The following is a 16,678-nucleotide window of genomic DNA, read 5'->3' on the forward strand; positions in this document are numbered from 1 at the left end:
CGCGTCACAGCCTATTCCCCGAGCGTCGCCGGGCGGACCACGACCACCGACTTGGTGCGCGCGCCCTCGTCGCGCAGCAGCGCGATGACCCGCCCGCCGGCGTCGCAGGCGGCATAGACGCCGTCGATGCCGGCCGCCGCAAGCGGCCGCCCGTTGGCCGTCGCCTCGGTCTCCTCGGCGGTCAGGTCGCGGCGAGGAAAGATCAGCAGGCACGCCTCGTCCAGCGTCAACGACAGGCCCGGCCGCTCGGCCAGGTCGTCGAGCGAGCGGGCCCGGTCCAGCGTGAAGCGACCGACGCGGGTGCGCCGCAGTGCCGTCAGATGCCCGCCCACGCCCAGCGCGGCCCCGACGTCGCGGGCGAGCGCGCGCACGTAGGTCCCCGACGAGCAGTCCACCTCCACGTCCACGTCGACGAACTGGCCGGCGGGCCGGACGTCGAGCACCTCGAACCGGTCGATGCGCACCGGGCGGGCCGCGAGCTCGACGGCCCGGCCCTCGCGAACCAGCCGGTAGGCGCGCCGCCCGTCGACCTTGATCGCGCTGACCGCCGACGGCACCTGCTCGATGTCGCCGCGCAGGGCGGCCACCGCGGCGGTGATGGCCTCACGCGTCAGGTGCGCGGCCGAAACGCTGTGCAGCACTTCCCCTTCGGCGTCCTCGGTGGAGGTGGTCTGGCCAAGCCGGATGGTGGCGGTGTAGGACTTGGGGGCCGCCGTCAACAGGCCGAGGATCTTGGTGGCGCGGTCGACGCCGATCACCAGCACGCCGGTGGCCATCGGGTCCAGCGTTCCCGCGTGCCCGACCCTGCGGGTGGAGAAGATGCGCCGGCAGCGCCCGACCACGTCGTGACTGGTCATCCCGGCCGGCTTGTCGACGACGACTATGCCCGGCCCGCTGGGGCTTTGACTCATAGCACGATGGCGGTCAGCACCAGTCCCCGCTCCACCGACCACCGGCCCCTCAGCGCGGTCAGCGGCGGGCCGTCGAGCGTCTGCCCATCGATCAGGATCTTGGACACGAACACCCCGGTGGAGCCCCCGTCGGGCGGGTCGAGGTCGAACACGATGTGGGCGTCCTCGAAACCCAGCCAGCGCTTGGTCAGCGGGAACCACGCCTTGTACGTCGCTTCCTTGGCGCAGAACAGGATTCGGTCCCAGTGCAGGCCGTCGGGCAGGGTGCTCATCTCGTGCCGCTCCTCGGGCAGGCTGATCGCGTTCAGCACGCCGTCGGGCAACACGTCGTGCGGTTCGGCGTCGATGCCCACCGAGCGCACCGCGTCGGTGCGCCCCACGACCGCGCCCCGATAGCCCGTGCAATGGGTGAGGCTGCCCACCACGCCGTCGGGCCAGCACGGTTCGCCCTTCTCGCCCTTGAGGATCGGCACCGGCGGCAGGCCGAGCTCGCCGAGCGCGACCCGCGCGCAGTGCCGGACGGTGATGAACTCGTTGCGGCGCTTGGCCACCGACCTCGCGATCAGCGGCTCCTCTTCGGGCAGCGGCGCGAGGCCGGGCGGATCGGTATACACCTCCGAGTAGGCCAGGCCGTCCGCCGTCGGCAGCACCGAGGAAACCAGCATGTCCTCGGTCATCGTGATTGCCGCTGCCGCAACCGTTCCCGGAACTGCGCGGCCTGCTGCCGCATCTCGGGAGTGATCTCGAAGTGGCCGCCGAAGTCGTTGAGGTAACCGGGCGCGTACTCCGGATCGGGCAGCACCTGGCGCAGCCAGTGGTGCGGTTTGCGGCGCCGCCACTCCCGCGGGTAACCGACCGACACCTCCTCGAAGCGCACATCGTCATACCAGGTGGTACGCGGGATGTGCAGGTGACCGTAGACCGAACAGACGGCGTTGTAGCGGGTGTGCCAGTCGGCGGTCTTGGTGGTTCCACACCACAGCGCGAACTCCGGGTAGAACAGCGCGTCGCAGGGGTCGCGGACCAGGGGAAAATGGTTCACCAGGACGGTGGGCGTCATCCAGTCGAGCTTCTCGAGGCGGGCCCGGGTGGCGGCCAGCCGCTCCCGGCACCAGGCCTCCCGGGTGGGATAGGGCTCCGGCGACAGCAGGAATTCGTCGGTGGCGACGACGTTGCGCTCCCGCGCGATGGTCAGGCCCTCGGCTTTGCTGGCCGCGCCCTCGGGCAAGAAGCTGTAGTCGTAGAGCAGGAACATCGGCACGATGGTCGCCGGCCCGCCGCGCTCGGTCCACACCGGGAAGGGATGCTCGGGCGTGACGATGCCCATCTCGTCGCACATGTTGACCAGGTAGTCGTAGCGGGCCTTGCCGAAGATCTGCACCGGGTCACGCGTGGTCGTCCACAGCTCGTGGTTGCCCGGGACCCAGATCACCTTGGCGAATCGCCGGCGCAGCAGGTCCAGGGCCCAACGGATCTCGTCGGTGCGTTCGGCGACGTCCCCGGCGACGATCAGCCAGTCGTCCGGCGAGGACGGGTGCAGCGATTCGGTGACCGGCTTGTTGCCGAGGTGGCCGGTGTGCAGGTCGGAGACGGCCCACAGCGTCGGTTGCCCACCATTCGCCGATTGTTGCCCCGCATTTTGACCAGCCACGATTAACCAGACTAATGACCCGGGGCCGTGCGCCGGCCGGGACCGGCCCTTGCCCGCGGCATTAGAACGTGTTCTTGTTTGTCTGTGGCCGTGGCGACGCGACTTGTACACTCCCGGGCAAGGGCCGCCGAGCCGTCAGGGGGTGTCGTGTTCGCGAAGGTGCGTCTGATCGGGGCGGTCGGTGCCCTCGTCGCAGCGGCCGTAGCTGGCACGGTGGGGTGGCAGGGCGCCGCGCCGGGGCCGGCGGGGCCCGGGCGCGTGGAGCTGCGCTCGACGGCGGCGCCGATGGAAACCACCATGAAGAGCCCGATCGTGGCGACCACCGACCCGCGGCCGTTCGACGCGTGCGAGGACATCCCGTTCGATGCGGTGCAGCGGCTCGGGCTGGCGTTCACCCCGCCCGAGCACGAAGACGGCTTGCGCTGCCACTTCGACGCGGGTAACTACCAGCTGGCCGTCGAACCCATCATCTGGCGCACCTACGAGGAGACCCTGCCGCCCGACGCGGTCGAGACCACCATCGCGGGACACCGCGCCGCGCAGTACTGGGTGCTCAAGCCGACCTATCACAACAGCTACTGGTATTACTCCTGCATGGTCGTGTTCAAGACCAGTTACGGCGTGCTGCAGCAGGCGCTCTACTACTCGACGGTCTACTCCAATCCCGAGGTGGATTGCATGTCCACCGACCTGCAGCGCGCCAACGACCTGGCGCCGTACTACAAGTTCTGACCGGCGGCCCGGGCCTTAACCTGGCACCGTGAGTATCACCTCGACGCGAGCCGCCCAGCCCACGCTGCACACCCTGCGACACCTCGGCGGCAGGGCGGTGGGGCGGCTGCTGCGCCTGCCGCCGGCGACCGCCGATTACACCGTGCACCGGGTCCGGGTGCCGATGCGCGACGGCGTCGAGCTGGTGGCCGATCACTACGCGCCGACCACCTCGGCGGCCGTCGGCACCCTGCTGGTCCGGGGACCGTACGGGCGCGCGTTCCCGTTCTCCCTGGTGTTCGGCGCGTTCTACGCGAACCGGGGCTATCACGTCGTGCTGCAGAGCGTCCGTGGCACGTTCGGGTCGGGCGGGGATTTCGAGCCGATGGCCAACGAGGTCGCCGACGGCGCCGACACGGTGGCCTGGCTGCGCGAGCAGCCCTGGTTCACCGGCCGGTTCGCCACCATCGGCATGTCTTACCTCGGGTTCACCCAGTGGGCGCTGCTGCAGGATCCGCCCCCGGAGCTGGCCGCTGCGGTCATCACCGTGGGGCCGCACGATTTCAACGCATCCGTGTGGGGCACCGGCTCGTTCGCCATCAACGACTTCCTGGGCTGGAGCGACATGGTCGCCCATCAGGAGGACCCGGTGCGCGCCCGGTCGGCGCTGCGGCAGTTGCAGAGCCGCAACCGGGTGACACGGGCGGCGCTCGGGCTGCCCGTGGGCGACACGGCCCGCGCGCTGCTCGGCGCCGGCGCGCCGTGGTTCGAGTCGTGGGTCGAGCACACCGACCCGAACGATCCGTTCTGGGACGCGCTGCGCTGCGGCGACGCGCTGGACCGCGTCGACGTGCCCGTCCTGCTGATCGGCGGCTGGCAGGACATCTTCGTCAGGCAGACGTTGCAGCAGTACCGGCATCTGCGGGCCCGGGGGGTCGACGTCGCGCTGACCATGGGCCCGTGGACGCACACCCAGATACTGACGAGCGGGCTGAGCACCTGCGTGCGGGAGTCGCTGGATTGGCTGGACACCCACCTGGGTGGCGCGCCCGGCCCGCGCCGGTCCGGCCCGGTCCGCGTCTACGTCACCGGGCAGGGCTGGCGGACCGTGGCCGACTGGCCGCCGGCCACCAGCGAGCGCGTTCTGTACCTGCGGCCCGGCGGCCACCTGGGCGAGACCGCGCCGACGGACCTGACGCGGCTGGCGCCGGCGACCTTCCGCTACGACCCGGCCGACCCGACCCCCACCACCGGTGGCCCGCTGCTGTCGCCGAACGGCGGCTATCGCGACGACGGCCGGCTGGCGGCGCGCGACGACGTGCTGGCCTTCACCAGCCTCACCCTCACCCACGACTTGTCCATCTACGGCAACCCGGTCGTCGAGCTGGCGCACGGCGCGGACACCCCGCATGTCGACCTGTTCGTCCGGGTGAGCGAGATCGACGCCAAGGGCCGGTCGACGAACGTCAGCGACGGCTACCGGAGGCTGGACGCCCCGGTCAAGAACTCGGCCAAGAACTCGAGGAAGACGGTCCGCGTCGAACTCGACGGCATCGCCCACCGGTTTCGCGCCGGCTCACGTATCCGCCTGCTGATCGCCGGCAGCTGGTTTCCGCGCTACGCACGCAACCTGGGCACCGACGAGCCGATCCTGACGGGCCGGCAGTCCAGGCCGGCCACCCACAGGGTGCGCTACGGACGCTCCCGGTTGCTGCTGCCCGTCGGCCCGCTGGACCTGTCAGCCAACGGCGCGGCGGACGCGCGCGGCGACCTCGCTTAGCGCGGCCCCGTCCAGCGCCGGCGGCGCCAACGGCGCGCGCACCGGCAGCTCCACCCAGCTCTTGCAGCCGCCGTACTCGGGCGTCCGGTCGATCTCCACCGGCTCGGTCAGCGGGTGCACCGACACCACCAGCACGGCCAGCTTGTGCTTGGGCCGGAAGTCGAGCCGGTCGGCGCGCACCGACTCGGCGGTCCAGATGTGTAGGTCCTCGATCGCCGCAAGGCCCTCCGGCCGGTCGACCTCCACGGCGGCAACGACTTTCGCGGCGGCCCGTATCACCAGGCGATCGTCGGTGCTGTCGGCGGCCGCCGCTTCGAGCAGATCGCGATGTTCGGGCCGGACGCGCTCGCGGTGGCTGTGCGCGACCGTCGGGAACAGCAGGAACTCGCGGGCGGCCAGGTCGAACCGCTTCTCCCCGATGCCGCCCTTGCGCAGCAGCACCCGCTGGCGGCCGTCGAGCAGGGCGTGCACTGCAGCGCTCCACTCCTTGAGCGCGGGCGTCGTGGTGGGGCTGGTCGCGGTGGCGGTCATCGCGCACCGGCCAGCCGGGCGACCACGCCCCCGCAAGCGGGTGGTACCCCCACGGGCCGGCGCAGCGGCGGCACGGTCTTGGGCGGCTGCCTGCGCGCGGGCAGCGCCGCCAACAGCCGCGCGGTGGTCTCGGTAACCTCGGCCACCGCCGCCTCGAAGGCCTCGGCGTTCGCCGCCGAGGGTCGGCTGATCCCGCTGACCTTGCGCACGTACTGGCGCGCCGCCGCCGCGATCTCCTCGGCGGTGGCCGCCGGTTGAAGCCCGCGCAGCTCGGTGATGTTCCGGCACATGCCTCAACGATAGGCGCGGCCGGCGACCCTTTACGGTGATGTCATGACCGACGACATCCTGCTGATCGAAACCGACGAGCGGGTGCGCACGCTGACCCTCAACCGGCCGCAGTCCCGCAACGCGCTGTCCTCGGCGCTGCGGGACCGGTTCTTCGGGGCCCTGGCCGACGCGGAAACCGACGACGCCGTCGACGTCGTCATCGTCACCGGCGCCGACCCGGTGTTCTGCGCGGGACTGGATCTCAAGGAGTTGGGCGGTACCTCGGCGCTTCCGGACATCTCCCCGCGCTGGCCACCGCTGAGCAAGCCGGTCATCGGCGCGATCAACGGCGCCGCCGTCACCGGCGGGCTGGAGCTGGCCCTGTACTGCGACATCCTGATCGCGTCGGAGAACGCCCGGTTCGCCGACACCCATGCCCGCGTCGGCCTGCTGCCCACCTGGGGGCTGAGCGTGCGGCTGCCACAGAAGGTGGGCGTCGGCCTGGCCCGGCGGATGAGCATGACGGGCGACTACCTGTCCGCCGCGGACGCGCTGCGCGCCGGGCTGGTGACCGAGGTGGTGCCGCACGATCGGCTGTTGGCCGCCGCCCGCGGGGTGGCGGCGTCGATCGTCGGCAACAACCAGGACGCGGTCCGCGCGCTGCTGGCGTCCTATCACCGGATCGACGATTCGCAGACCAGCGCGGGGCTGTGGCTCGAAGCGATGGCGGCCCGCCAGTTCCGGACCAGCGGCGACGACATCGCCGCCAACCGTGAGGCGGTGCTGCAGCGCGGGCGGGCCCAGGTCCGGTAGGCGTCGCGGTCCGGCCCCGTAGTTCGCGGTCAACCAATACGATCAGCTGATGCGTGCTGTCGTCGATGTCATCGTGAGGGTGTTCGCGGGCGCCGTGACGCTCGCGGTGGCCGCGATCGCGGGACTCGCGCCGCGTGCGGCCGCCCTGCCGCCGCCGGGGTTTCCCAACCTGGACGGTTTCACACCCGTCCCGGCGGATGGCTTTGTCACCAGCGCCGGTCCGGGCACCTCGCCCCGGATCAGCTTCTCCACGCCCTACACGCTGGTGTGTGACTTCTACGGCGGGCCGGCGCCCGCGCCGCAGCCGTCACAGGACATCAAGTGCAAGGGCGACATGCCCGGCATCGACGACGTTCCCGTGCTGGGCGGACGCCCGCATCCGGGCGATTGTCTGGTGGGTTCGGCCGAATTCAAGGGGCCCGGCTACCAGTTGAGCCGGATGTCCTACGGCGGCTGCGACGGCAACCCGGCGACCCTGCCGCCGGGTGGCAAGCTGTTGAGCGCGGGGCAGAAGTTGACCTACCTGAACGTCACATGCGCCGTCGGCGCCGACAACCTCGTCGCCTGCCTGGACACCACCAGCGGAGACCACGGGTTCGTGCTGCAGCGCTCCGGCAGCTGGGCGTTCTAGCCCAGCGCCTCGCGCAGCGCGGCCACGACGTCGACGATCGGGCCGCTCGCCGAATAGCCGGCCGCCAGCCGGTGGCCGCCCCCGCCGAATCCGGAGGCGACGGCCGCGAGATCCACCTCGCTCTTGGCCCGCATCGACACCGACCACCGCTGCGGGCCGACCTCCTTGAACACCGCGGCCACCTCGGCCTGCTGCGTGGTGCGCACGACGTCGACGATGCTCTCGACTTCCTCGGGACGCGAAGTCAGCCAATCCCCGTGCCCGACAACGGCATACACCAGACCACGGCCACCCGCCGCGTCCGGCAGCAACTGGGCCGAGCCCAGCACCCGGGACAGCAGCGGCAGCCAGGCGAACGGGTGGCTGTCCATCAGGGTCCGGCTGATCGCGGCGTTGTCGACGCCCGTATCGACCAGCCGGGCCGCCAGCCGAAGGGCGCGGGCACTGGCCCAGCGGAAGGACCCGGTGTCGGTCGTCAGCCCGGCGTAGATGCAGTGGGCGACGTCAGGGTCGATCGGCTTGTCCCACGCGTCGAGGATGTCGGCGATCATCATCGTGGTCGAATCCGCCGACACGTCAACGAAGTTGGCGGTCCCGAACATCCCGTTGGAGGCGTGGTGGTCGATGACCAGCAACTCCCGCCCCGCACCGGCCAGATCGCTCAGCGCGCCCAGCCGCTTGAGGCTGGGAACATCCACGGTGACAACCAGATCCACGTCGCGCCGCATCGCGTCCGCATCGACCAGCAGCCGGCAACCGGGCAGCGACGACAGCGACTCGGGCAGTGTCGCCGGCTCGGCGAAGCCGACCTCGACGGCCTTGCCGCACCTGTCCAGCACCAGGGCCAGCGCCAGGCCCGCGCCGATCGTGTCGGCGTCGGGGTGGACATGGGCGACCACCGCGACAGTCGCTGCGGCGGAGAGCAATTCGACCGCGCCGCGGACGTCGACCCGGGCTCCGGCTGCCGCGGCGCGGGACGGCTCAGTCTTGGCGTCGGTCGTCGTCACCGGCATCCCCGTCGCTCGGCCCGCTGGCACGGTAGGGATCGGCCTCGCCGGCCGGCTTGGCCCCCGAGCGCACCCGCGCCAGGTCGGCGTCCGCGGCCCGGGCGCGGGCCAGCAACTCGTCCATCCGCTGCACGGTGTCGACCGTGGTGTCGCGGGTGAAGGTCAGCGTGGGCGTGAAGCGCACGCCGGTGCCGGCCCCGACCATGGTGCGCAGCGCGCCCTTGGCCCGCTCCAGCGCCGACGCGGCGGCGTCGTAGTCCGGTTCGTCGTCGAGAGTGCGGCCCATCACGGTGTAGAACACCGTCGCATCGTGCAGGTCGGCGGTGACCTTCGTGTCGACGATGGTCACCCCGTCCAGGCCGGGATCCTTGATCTCGAACTCGATCGCCGAGGCGACGATCGTGTTGATGCGTTTGGCCAATCGGCGCGCCCGGGCCGGATCGGCCATCAGGCGCGCTCCTTCTCGACGAGCTCGTAGGACTCGATGATGTCGCCTTCCTTGATGTCGGAGTAGCCCAGCGTCATACCGCACTCGAAGCCCTCGCGGACCTCGGTCACGTCGTCCTTCTCCCGTCGCAGCGAAGTGATCGACAGGTTGTCGACGACCACGATGTTGTCCCGCAACAGCCGGGCCTTGGCGTTGCGGCGCACCACGCCCGAGCTGATCATGCAGCCGGCGATGATGCCGACCTTGGAGGACCGGAAGATGGCGCGGATCTCCGCGCGGCCCAGCTGGTTCTCCTCGTAGATCGGCTTGAGCATGCCGCGCAGGGCCTTCTCGATGTCGTCGATCGCCTGGTAGATCACCGAGTAGTAGCGGATCTCGACGCCCTCGCGGTTGGCCAGCTCCGTCGCCTTGCCTTCAGCGCGCACGTTGAAGCCGATGATGATCGCATCCGAGGCCGACGCCAGGTTGACGTTGGTCTCGGTGATGCCACCGACACCGCGGTCGATGACGCGCAACATCACCTCGTCGTCGACCTGGATGCCCATCAGGGCCTCCTCGAGCGCCTCGACGGTACCGGCGTTGTCGCCCTTGAGGATCAGGTTCAGCTGGCTGGTTTCCTTCAGCGCCGAGTCCAGGTCCTCCAGGCTGATCCGCTTGCGCGACCGTGCCGCCAGCGCGTTGCGCTTACGCGCGCTGCGCCGGTCGGCGATCTGGCGAGCGATGCGGTCCTCGTCGACGACCAGGAAGTTGTCGCCGGCGCCCGGCACGGACGTGAACCCGATGACCTGCACCGGCCGCGACGGCAGCGCCTCCTCGACGTCGTCGCCGTGCTCGTCGACCATGCGGCGGACACGGCCGTACGCGTCGCCGGCGACGACGGAGTCACCGACCCGCAGCGTGCCGCGCTGCACGAGCACCGTGGCGACCGGGCCTCGGCCGCGGTCCAGGTGCGCCTCGATCGCCACACCCTGGGCCTCCATGTCGGGGTTGGCCCGCAGGTCCAGGGCGGCGTCCGCGGTCAGCAGCACCGCCTCCTCGAGCGCCTCGATGTTGGTGCCTTCCTTCGCCGAGATGTCGACGAACATCGTGTCGCCGCCGAAATCCTCCGCGACCAAACCGTATTCGGTGAGCTGAGCCCGGATCTTGGCCGGGTCGGCGCCCTCTTTGTCGATCTTGTTGACCGCCACCACGATCGGCACGTCGGCCGCCTGCGCGTGGTTGATCGCCTCCACCGTCTGCGGCATCACGCCGTCGTCGGCGGCGACCACCAGGATCGCGATGTCGGTGGCCTTCGCGCCGCGGGCACGCATGGCGGTGAACGCCTCGTGACCCGGGGTGTCGATGAACGTGATCAGCCGCTCGCTGCCCTCGAAGTCGACGCCCACCTGGTAGGCACCGATGTGCTGGGTGATGCCACCGGCCTCGGCCTCGCGCACGCTCGCGTTCCGGATGGTGTCCAGCAGTCGCGTCTTACCGTGGTCGACGTGACCCATCACGGTCACCACCGGCGGCCGCGTCTGCAGGTCCTCCTCGCCGCCTTCGTCCTCGCCGTAGGTCAGGTCGAAGGATTCCAGCAGCTCGCGGTCCTCGTCCTCCGGGCTGACGACCTGGACGACGTAGTTCATCTCGCTGCCCAGCAGCTCGAGCGTCTCGTCGCCGACGGACTGGGTGGCGGTCACCATCTCGCCGAGGTTGAACAGCGCCTGCACCAGCGAGGCCGGGTTGGCGTTGATCTTGTCGGCGAAGTCGCTCAGCGACGCGCCACGGGCCAGCCGGATCGTCTCGCCGTTGCCGTGCGGCAACCGCACGCCGCCGACGACCGGTGCCTGCATGTTCTCGTACTCGGCGCGTTTGGCCCGCTTGGACTTGCGGCCACGCCGGGGCGCGCCACCGGGACGGCCGAACGCGCCGGCGGCGCCACCGCGCTGCCCGGGACGGCCACCGCCGCCACCGGGACCGCCGCCGGGACGACCGCGGAAGCCGCCGCCACCCCCGGGCGGGGCGCCGACGCCGCCGCCAGCACCACCGCCGCGGTAGTTGCCACCGCCGCCGTCACGACCGCCGGGCCCGCCGGGCCGGCCGCCGCCGGGTCGAGGGGCGCCGGGCCGGGCCGGGCGGCCCTGACCGGCGGCACCGCCGGGACGCGGCGGCATGTTGCCGGGCGACGCGCCGGGACGCGGGGCGCCGGGCCGGGGCGCGCCGGGGCGCGGCGCCATGGGACGCGGGATGGGCCGGTCGACAGGCTGCGCCGACGAGAACGGGTTGTTGCCGACGCGCGGGGTGCGCACGCCGGGCTTCGGCGCCGGACCGGGGCGCGGACCCGGCGTCATGCCGGGATGGGGACCGGGCTGAGCGGGGGGCTGACCGGTCGGCTGCCCGGGAACGGGCGGCTTCGGCTGCCCCGGTGCGGGACGGCCGGGCACGGGGCCGGGGCGCGCCGGCGCTTCGGCGGGCGCGGCCGGGGCCGCCTCGGCGGCGGCGGTGGTCGTCCCGCCAGCGGGCGCGGCGGCCGATTCGCCGTTACCGATGGCCTTGTCGAGCGCCTGGTCAAGCGACTTGTCCGGCCCCTTGACGGGAGCCTTCGCGCCCGGCTTGGCCGCGGGCTTCTGGGGAGCCGGCTTGCCGCCCCCGAAGGATTCGCGCAGCCGACGTGCGACCGGCGCCTCCACCGTCGACGATGCGGATTTTACGAATTCGCCCTGTTCATTCAGCCGGGCGAGAACTTCCTTGCTGGTAACACCGAGTTCCTTGGCCAACTCGTGTACGCGGGCCTTACCTGCCACTACATCTCCTGTCTGAGAGGCGACAGTCGTGGGGCCGCGCCTCGGGAATTAGCTGTAACGCATAGGAATGCGAGTCATCGGGACTTCACGGTGTGCTCATGTTCTTTGCTGCCTCTTCTGTTGCCGGGCAAGTCGAGCGCTTCTAGAGACTCTAGGTGCTCGACCAGCGCGGAGGTGTCCGGTGGACGGTCGATGCGCAGCGCTCTGGTGAAAGCTCGCCGCCGAATCGCCTGTTGCACGCATTGCGGCACGGGATGCAGCCACGCACCCCGCCCCGGCAGGCTGTTCTTGGTGTCAACGATCACGGCATGTTCGCCGTTCCCGTCCGACACAGCCACGACGCGAAGCAGTTCGACGGCCAGCTCTCGCTTCCGGCACCCGACACACGTCCGGACTGGTCCGTCCACACGCCTGTGCGCCGAGACCGAAGGCTCACGCTGGATCACGGCTCAGTCTAGCGTCACTTATCCGATGGTCAGAACCGGCCGCGCTAGCGGTCGTGCGCCATCCCGCGGGTGGCCCCGTGTTCGGGGTGGCCCGACGAATGCGCCTCGGATCCGCCGGGCGTGTCGCCGCGGATGTCGATGCGCCACCCGGTGAGCCGGGCGGCCAGCCGCGCGTTCTGGCCCTCCTTGCCGATGGCCAGCGACAGCTGGAAATCGGGCACCACCACGCGGGCGGCGCGGGCGTTCGGGTCGATGATCGACACCGAGACCACCTTGGCCGGCGACAACGCGTTGGCCACGAAGCGGGCCGGGTCTTCGTCGTAGTCGATGATGTCGATCTTCTCGCCGGACAGCTCGCTCATCACGTTGCGGACCCGCTGGCCCATCGGGCCGATGCAGGCCCCTTTCGCGTTCAGGCCGGGGACGTTGGATTTCACCGCGATCTTGGAGCGATGGCCGGCCTCCCGCGCCACGGCCACGATTTCGACCGACCCGTCGGCGATCTCGGGGACCTCCAGGGAGAACAGCTTGCGCACCAGGTTGGGATGCGTCCGGGACAGCGTGATCAGCGGCTCCCGCGCGCCGCGGGTCACCCCGATCACGTAGCACCGCACCCGGTTTCCGTGCTCGTAGCTCTCGCCGGGGACCTGTTCGGCCGCCGGGATCACGCCCTCGGAGGCTTTGGTCTCGGTGCCCATCCGGACCACGACCAGGCCGCGGGCGTTGGCGCGGCTGTCCCGCTGGATGACGCCCGCGACGATCTCGCCCTCGCGGGTGGAGAACTCGCCGTAGGTGCGCTCGTTCTCCGCGTCCCGGAACCGCTGCAGCATGACCTGACGGGCGGTGGTGGCGGCGATGCGGCCGAAACCCTCGGGGGTGTCGTCCCATTCGCTGATCACATTGCCGTCTTCATCGGTCTCGCGGGCGACCACCTTGACGACGCCGGTCTTGCGGTCGATATCGATGCGCGCGTCGTTCTGATGGCCCTCGGTGTGCCGGTAGGCGGTGAGCAGCGCCGACTTGATCGTCTCGAGCAGCTCGGTGACCGAGATGCCCCGATCGACCTCGATCGCATGCAGCGCGGCCATGTCGATATTCATGCTCCGGCCTCCGTCCTGTCGGCCTGGCCCGCCAGGTCCAACTCCGCTTGAGCTGGGGGCGAAAACTCCACCTGGACAACGGCTTTGGCGATATCACCGAGCGGGATCCGGCGCAACCCATAGTCGCGGCCCGCGCGGACCACCAGCGCGACGGCGCCACCGCCCGTCTCGCCGACCCGGCCGGTCAGCCGCGTACCGTCGGCGAGGACGACGTCGACCCTGCGGCCGCGGGCGCGGCGGAAATGCTTTTCCGTGGTCAATGGGCGGTCCACGCCCGGCGAACTCACCTCGAGCACGTACCGGTCCCCGATGTCGTCGAGCTCGTCCAGCAAAGCCGACGCCGAATGCGACAGCGTCGCGATGGTGTCCAGGTCGAGGGCTTTGTCGCCGTCGGCGATCACCGTGATCCGCGGCGGGCGCGTCCGGGCGTCGATGACCACGTCCTCGATCTCATATCCCGCGCGCGCGAACTCATCACCGAGTAGCTCGATCACCTGCGTCTGCGAAGGTAGCCCGGTGGTCACGGCGAGCTCCTCATCTTGAGTTGTCCGGTCAGCTGGAGGGCGTCGCCGCCCCGCTGGCTTGCGGGCGGCTCCAGTGTCCCGGCGGAACGGGAAGGCTGTCGTCCCGCGAGAGCCAGCTATCAACGATACGCCAGGATTCGCGTCTGACGGCCGGATCGCGTCCTGGCTTCGTGCCCACCTCCGTACCGATGGCAGGATGTGTTTGTGTCTAGCGCAGATCCCGTCGTCAACCGGCGGGGTGTGCTCGTCGGCGGCGCGGCCCTGGCTGCGCTCGGGGTGGTCGCCTCCGCCTGCGGCGAGTCCCCGCCCAAGCCCCCGGCCGTCGAAGAGCTGCTGGGGCCGTTGGACCAGGCCCGCAAGGACAGCGCGCTGGCCGGCGCGGCCGCGGCGGCCGTCGGCAATCCGCCGCAGATCGCCGCCGCGTTGACGGTGGTCGCGAGCCAGCGCGCCGCGCACGCCCGCGCCCTGTCCACGGAGATCTCGCGGGCCGCCGGCAAGATCACCACGTCGTCGACGAGCGAGACGACCGCCCCCTCCCCCAGTCCCGCCGAACCGGCCGGCCCGCCGCCGCCCCCGCCGCCGGTGTCCGACGTGATCAACGCGCTGCGCGCCTCGGCGGACAGCGCCAACCGCCTGGTGGCCGGCGAATCGGGCTACCGGGCGGGGCTGCTGGCCTCGATCATCGCGTCCTGCACGGCGTCGTACACGGTCGCCCTGGTGCCCGGGGGGCCGTCGATATGAGCTCGGGCAAGGACGCCGACAACGCGGCGCTGTGCGACGCGCTGGCCATCGAGCACTCGACGATCTACGGCTACGGCATGGTGTCGGCGCTGTCGCCGCCCAGCGTGAACGGCCTGGTGGTGGAGGCCCTGGGCCAGCACCGCCAACGCCGCGACGACGTGATCGCGATGCTGACGGCGCGCAAGGTCAACGCACCCGTCGCCGCCGCCGGTTATCAGTTGCCCATGCTGGTGGGCAGCGCGGCGGATTCGGCGCGCCTGGCCGCGCGGATGGAGAACGACTGCGCGTCGGCCTGGCGTGTGGTGATCGAGCATGCCGAGACGGCCGACGACCGCGCGTTCGCCGCGACGGCCCTGACGCAAAGCGCCGTGATGGCCGCCCGATGGAACCGCGTGCTGGGCGCCTGGCCGATCACGACGAGTTTCCCGGGCGGAAACGACTAGCGCCGCAAGGCTTTTGGCCCTATCCGGCCAGGGCGGCCGCGAGGTCGGTGGCCAGCGACGGCCCGGTGGCCAGTTCGCGGGTCTCCCCGGTGAAGCGGTCACGCAGCTCCACCACGCCGTTGCCCCAGCCGCGCCCCACCACCAGGATCCAGGGCACGCCCAGCAGCTCGGCGTCCTTGAACTTGACCCCCGGCGACGCCTGCCGGTCGTCGAGCAGCACGTCGACCCCCAGCCGGTCCAGGTCGCCGGCCAGCTCGGTGGCCCCGGTGCGGGCGTCCGCGTCCTTGTTGGCGATCACCAGGTGGACGTCGAACGGCGCGATCGCCGGCGGCCAGCGCAGGCCCAGCTCGTCGTGGTGCTGCTCGGCGATCACCGCCACCATCCGCGACACCCCGAGGCCGTAGGAGCCCATGGTGAGCCGCACCGGCTTGCCGTCCTCGCCGAGCACGTCGGCGGTGAACGCGTCGGTGTATTTGCGGCCGAGCTGGAAGATGTGTCCGATCTCGATGCCCCGCGCCGAGACCAGCGGGCCGGCGCCGTCGGGAGACGGGTCGCCGTCGCGCACCTCGGCGGCCTCGATGGTGCCGTCGGCGGTGAAATCGCGGCCGGCCACCAGGCCGACGACGTGCCGGCCCGGTTCGTCGGCGCCGGTGATCCAGCTGGTCCCGTCCACCACCCGCGGGTCGACGAGATAGCGAACACCGTTCTCGCACAGCGCCTTCGGCCCGATATACCCCTTCACCAGGAAGGGGTACTTGGCGAAGTCGGCGTCGTCGAGGAGCGCGTAGTCGGCCGGTTCCAGCGCCGCGCCCAGCCTCTTGTCGTCGACCTCGCGGTCGCCGGGCAGGCCGATCGCCAGCAGTTCCCAGTCCCCGCCGGGCTGGCGCACCTTGAGCAACACGTTCTTCAGCGTGTCGGCCGCGGTGACGGTGCGACCGAGGTCGGCCTGGTTGGCCCAGTCGACCAGGGTGGCGATGGTCGGGGTCTCCCCGGTGTCGTGGACCACCGCCTCGGGCAGCCCGTCGGTCGGACGCGCCTCGGGGCGGGCGGTGATCACGGCCTCGACGTTGGCAGCGTAGCCGGACTGCAGGCAGCGCACGAAGGTGTCCTCGCCGACCGGACTTTCGGCCAGGAACTCCTCGGAGGCGCTGCCGCCCATCGCTCCCGAAACCGCGGACACGATCACGTACCGCACCTGCAGCCGATCGAAGATGCGCTGGTAGGCCTCGCGATGCGCGTGATAGGCGGCTTTGAGTCCGGCGTCGTCGATGTCGAAGGAGTAGGAGTCCTTCATCAGGAACTCGCGCACCCGCAGGATGCCCGCGCGCGGCCGCGCCTCGTCGCGGTACTTGTTCTGGATCTGGTAGAGCAGCACGGGGAAGTCCTTGTAGGAGCTGTATTCGCCCTTGACGGTGAGGGTGAACACCTCTTCGTGCGTGGGCCCCAGCAGGTAGTCGTTGCCGCGGCGGTCCTTGAGCCGGAACACGCCGTCGCCGTATTCGGTCCACCGGTTCGTCGTCTCGTACGGCGCGCGCGGCAGCAGCGCGGGAAACAGGATCTCCTGCCCGCCGATCGCGTCCATCTCTTCGCGGACGATGCGTTCGATCCTGCGCAGCACCCGCAAGCCGAGCGGCAGCCAGCTGTACAGCCCGGGCGCCACGGGCCGGATGTAGCCGGCCCGGATGAGCAGCTTGTGGCTGGGCACTTCCGCGTCGGCGGGATCGTCGCGCAATGTGCGCAAGAACAGCTGGGACATCCGGGTGATCACAGCGGGCCAGCCTAGCGGTGACCGCGAGCGCGGCGAAGCCGGGCGCGGCGGGTCACCGCCATCGGGCCCAGCGGTGACCAGCGGCCCGGCGACGATGCGGGCCGCGTCGGCCCGTTGAGG

General features: G+C 71.1%; 18 protein-coding genes. 6 read left to right on the plus strand and 12 right to left on the minus strand.

The window, feature by feature from the left end:
- Nucleotides 1-11: 11 nt before the first annotated feature.
- From truB to U8D42_RS13530, 3 genes are read right to left on the minus strand one after another with little or no spacing between them, the layout of a single operon-like run.
- Nucleotides 12-911 (minus strand): tRNA pseudouridine(55) synthase TruB, encoded by a 900-nt coding sequence (gene truB / locus U8D42_RS13520; RefSeq protein ID WP_322860022.1) that lies wholly within the window; start codon nucleotides 909-911, stop codon nucleotides 12-14.
- On the minus strand, nucleotides 908-1,588 hold the full coding sequence (gene pptT, locus U8D42_RS13525; RefSeq protein ID WP_085242052.1) for a 4'-phosphopantetheinyl transferase PptT: 681 nt from the start codon (nucleotides 1,586-1,588) through the stop codon (nucleotides 908-910). Before pptT ends, truB begins: the two co-directional genes overlap by 4 nt.
- On the minus strand, nucleotides 1,585-2,562 hold the full coding sequence (locus U8D42_RS13530; protein WP_322860021.1) for a metallophosphoesterase family protein: 978 nt from the start codon (nucleotides 2,560-2,562) through the stop codon (nucleotides 1,585-1,587). The genes pptT and U8D42_RS13530 overlap by 4 nt, the downstream gene beginning before the upstream one ends.
- A gap of 147 nt (nucleotides 2,563-2,709) precedes the next feature.
- Between U8D42_RS13530 and U8D42_RS13535 the strand changes: the two genes are divergently transcribed.
- Both U8D42_RS13535 and U8D42_RS13540 read left to right on the plus strand, forming a co-directional pair.
- On the plus strand, nucleotides 2,710-3,294 hold the full coding sequence (locus U8D42_RS13535; RefSeq protein ID WP_085242054.1) for a DUF3558 domain-containing protein: 585 nt from the start codon (nucleotides 2,710-2,712) through the stop codon (nucleotides 3,292-3,294).
- Between the two features lie 28 nt (nucleotides 3,295-3,322).
- Entirely contained in the window at nucleotides 3,323-5,053 is a 1,731-nt protein-coding gene (locus U8D42_RS13540) for a CocE/NonD family hydrolase (RefSeq protein WP_322860020.1), read from the plus strand.
- Here the strand turns inward: U8D42_RS13540 and U8D42_RS13545 are convergent.
- Both U8D42_RS13545 and U8D42_RS13550 read right to left on the minus strand, forming a co-directional pair.
- Nucleotides 5,012-5,584, minus strand: coding sequence for a DUF1802 family protein (locus U8D42_RS13545; RefSeq protein WP_085242056.1), 573 nt, complete (start codon nucleotides 5,582-5,584; stop codon nucleotides 5,012-5,014). The two genes, U8D42_RS13540 and U8D42_RS13545, sit on opposite strands and share 42 nt — an antisense overlap.
- Complete coding sequence (locus U8D42_RS13550; RefSeq protein WP_085242057.1) at nucleotides 5,581-5,874, minus strand: DUF2277 family protein; 294 nt, start codon at nucleotides 5,872-5,874, stop codon at nucleotides 5,581-5,583. Before U8D42_RS13550 ends, U8D42_RS13545 begins: the two co-directional genes overlap by 4 nt.
- A 43-nt stretch (nucleotides 5,875-5,917) precedes the next feature.
- On the opposite strand from U8D42_RS13550, the gene U8D42_RS13555 reads away from it, so the two are divergent.
- Nucleotides 5,918-6,667, plus strand: a complete 750-nt coding sequence (locus tag U8D42_RS13555; protein WP_322860019.1) for an enoyl-CoA hydratase — start codon at nucleotides 5,918-5,920, stop codon at nucleotides 6,665-6,667.
- Between the two features lie 49 nt (nucleotides 6,668-6,716).
- On the plus strand, nucleotides 6,717-7,298 hold the full coding sequence (locus U8D42_RS13560) for a hypothetical protein (RefSeq protein ID WP_322860018.1): 582 nt from the start codon (nucleotides 6,717-6,719) through the stop codon (nucleotides 7,296-7,298).
- Here U8D42_RS13560 and U8D42_RS13565 read toward each other — a convergent pair.
- The 6 genes from U8D42_RS13565 to rimP form a co-directional block, all read right to left on the minus strand.
- Nucleotides 7,295-8,311, minus strand: a complete 1,017-nt coding sequence (locus tag U8D42_RS13565; RefSeq protein ID WP_322860017.1) for a DHH family phosphoesterase — start codon at nucleotides 8,309-8,311, stop codon at nucleotides 7,295-7,297. The two genes, U8D42_RS13560 and U8D42_RS13565, sit on opposite strands and share 4 nt — an antisense overlap.
- Nucleotides 8,280-8,753: a 30S ribosome-binding factor RbfA gene (rbfA, locus tag U8D42_RS13570; protein ID WP_322860016.1), complete on the minus strand. Its 474-nt coding sequence runs from the start codon at nucleotides 8,751-8,753 to the stop codon at nucleotides 8,280-8,282. Before rbfA ends, U8D42_RS13565 begins: the two co-directional genes overlap by 32 nt.
- Nucleotides 8,753-11,536 carry a translation initiation factor IF-2 gene (gene infB, locus U8D42_RS13575; protein WP_322860015.1) on the minus strand — a complete coding sequence of 928 codons (2,784 nt, stop codon included), beginning with the start codon at nucleotides 11,534-11,536 and terminating at the stop codon, nucleotides 8,753-8,755. The genes rbfA and infB overlap by 1 nt, the downstream gene beginning before the upstream one ends.
- A 74-nt stretch (nucleotides 11,537-11,610) precedes the next feature.
- The gene (locus tag U8D42_RS13580; protein ID WP_322860014.1) at nucleotides 11,611-11,874 is read right to left on the minus strand and encodes a YlxR family protein; all 264 of its coding nucleotides are present in this window, start codon (nucleotides 11,872-11,874) and stop codon (nucleotides 11,611-11,613) included.
- A gap of 152 nt (nucleotides 11,875-12,026) precedes the next feature.
- Nucleotides 12,027-13,082 carry a transcription termination factor NusA gene (gene nusA / locus U8D42_RS13585; RefSeq protein ID WP_085242064.1) on the minus strand — a complete coding sequence of 352 codons (1,056 nt, stop codon included), beginning with the start codon at nucleotides 13,080-13,082 and terminating at the stop codon, nucleotides 12,027-12,029.
- Nucleotides 13,079-13,606 carry a ribosome maturation factor RimP gene (gene rimP, locus U8D42_RS13590; protein ID WP_322860013.1) on the minus strand — a complete coding sequence of 176 codons (528 nt, stop codon included), beginning with the start codon at nucleotides 13,604-13,606 and terminating at the stop codon, nucleotides 13,079-13,081. Before rimP ends, nusA begins: the two co-directional genes overlap by 4 nt.
- A 204-nt stretch (nucleotides 13,607-13,810) precedes the next feature.
- Here rimP and U8D42_RS13595 point away from each other — a divergent pair, with 204 nt between their 5' ends.
- Nucleotides 13,811-14,347 carry a hypothetical protein gene (locus tag U8D42_RS13595; RefSeq protein ID WP_322860012.1) on the plus strand — a complete coding sequence of 179 codons (537 nt, stop codon included), beginning with the start codon at nucleotides 13,811-13,813 and terminating at the stop codon, nucleotides 14,345-14,347.
- Nucleotides 14,344-14,790 (plus strand): ferritin-like domain-containing protein, encoded by a 447-nt coding sequence (locus tag U8D42_RS13600; RefSeq protein ID WP_085242066.1) that lies wholly within the window; start codon nucleotides 14,344-14,346, stop codon nucleotides 14,788-14,790. Before U8D42_RS13595 ends, U8D42_RS13600 begins: the two co-directional genes overlap by 4 nt.
- A gap of 19 nt (nucleotides 14,791-14,809) precedes the next feature.
- Here U8D42_RS13600 and U8D42_RS13605 read toward each other — a convergent pair whose 3' ends face one another.
- A complete protein-coding gene (locus U8D42_RS13605) occupies nucleotides 14,810-16,558 on the minus strand; it encodes a proline--tRNA ligase (protein WP_322860011.1) in 1,749 nt (582 codons plus the stop codon).
- Nucleotides 16,559-16,678: the final 120 nt, after the last annotated feature.

Source organism: Mycobacterium europaeum (assembly GCF_034555895.2).
GTDB classification, from domain to species: Bacteria; Actinomycetota; Actinomycetes; order Mycobacteriales; family Mycobacteriaceae; genus Mycobacterium; species Mycobacterium europaeum.

Bases quoted from the DNA above. Each gene is read 5' to 3' on its own strand.
- rbfA (WP_322860016.1), bottom strand. From the start codon at position 8,753: ATGGCCGATCCGGCCCGGGCGCGCCGATTGGCCAAACGCATCAACACG.
- U8D42_RS13555 (WP_322860019.1), top strand. From the start codon at position 5,918: ATGACCGACGACATCCTGCTGATCGAAACCGACGAGCGGGTGCGCACG.
- U8D42_RS13545 (WP_085242056.1), bottom strand. From the start codon at position 5,584: ATGACCGCCACCGCGACCAGCCCCACCACGACGCCCGCGCTCAAGGAG.
- truB (WP_322860022.1), bottom strand. From the start codon at position 911: ATGAGTCAAAGCCCCAGCGGGCCGGGCATAGTCGTCGTCGACAAGCCG.
- nusA (WP_085242064.1), bottom strand. From the start codon at position 13,082: ATGAATATCGACATGGCCGCGCTGCATGCGATCGAGGTCGATCGGGGC.
- U8D42_RS13565 (WP_322860017.1), bottom strand. From the start codon at position 8,311: ATGCCGGTGACGACGACCGACGCCAAGACTGAGCCGTCCCGCGCCGCG.
- U8D42_RS13600 (WP_085242066.1), top strand. From the start codon at position 14,344: ATGAGCTCGGGCAAGGACGCCGACAACGCGGCGCTGTGCGACGCGCTG.
- U8D42_RS13560 (WP_322860018.1), top strand. From the start codon at position 6,717: ATGCGTGCTGTCGTCGATGTCATCGTGAGGGTGTTCGCGGGCGCCGTG.
- U8D42_RS13550 (WP_085242057.1), bottom strand. From the start codon at position 5,874: ATGTGCCGGAACATCACCGAGCTGCGCGGGCTTCAACCGGCGGCCACC.
- pptT (WP_085242052.1), bottom strand. From the start codon at position 1,588: ATGACCGAGGACATGCTGGTTTCCTCGGTGCTGCCGACGGCGGACGGC.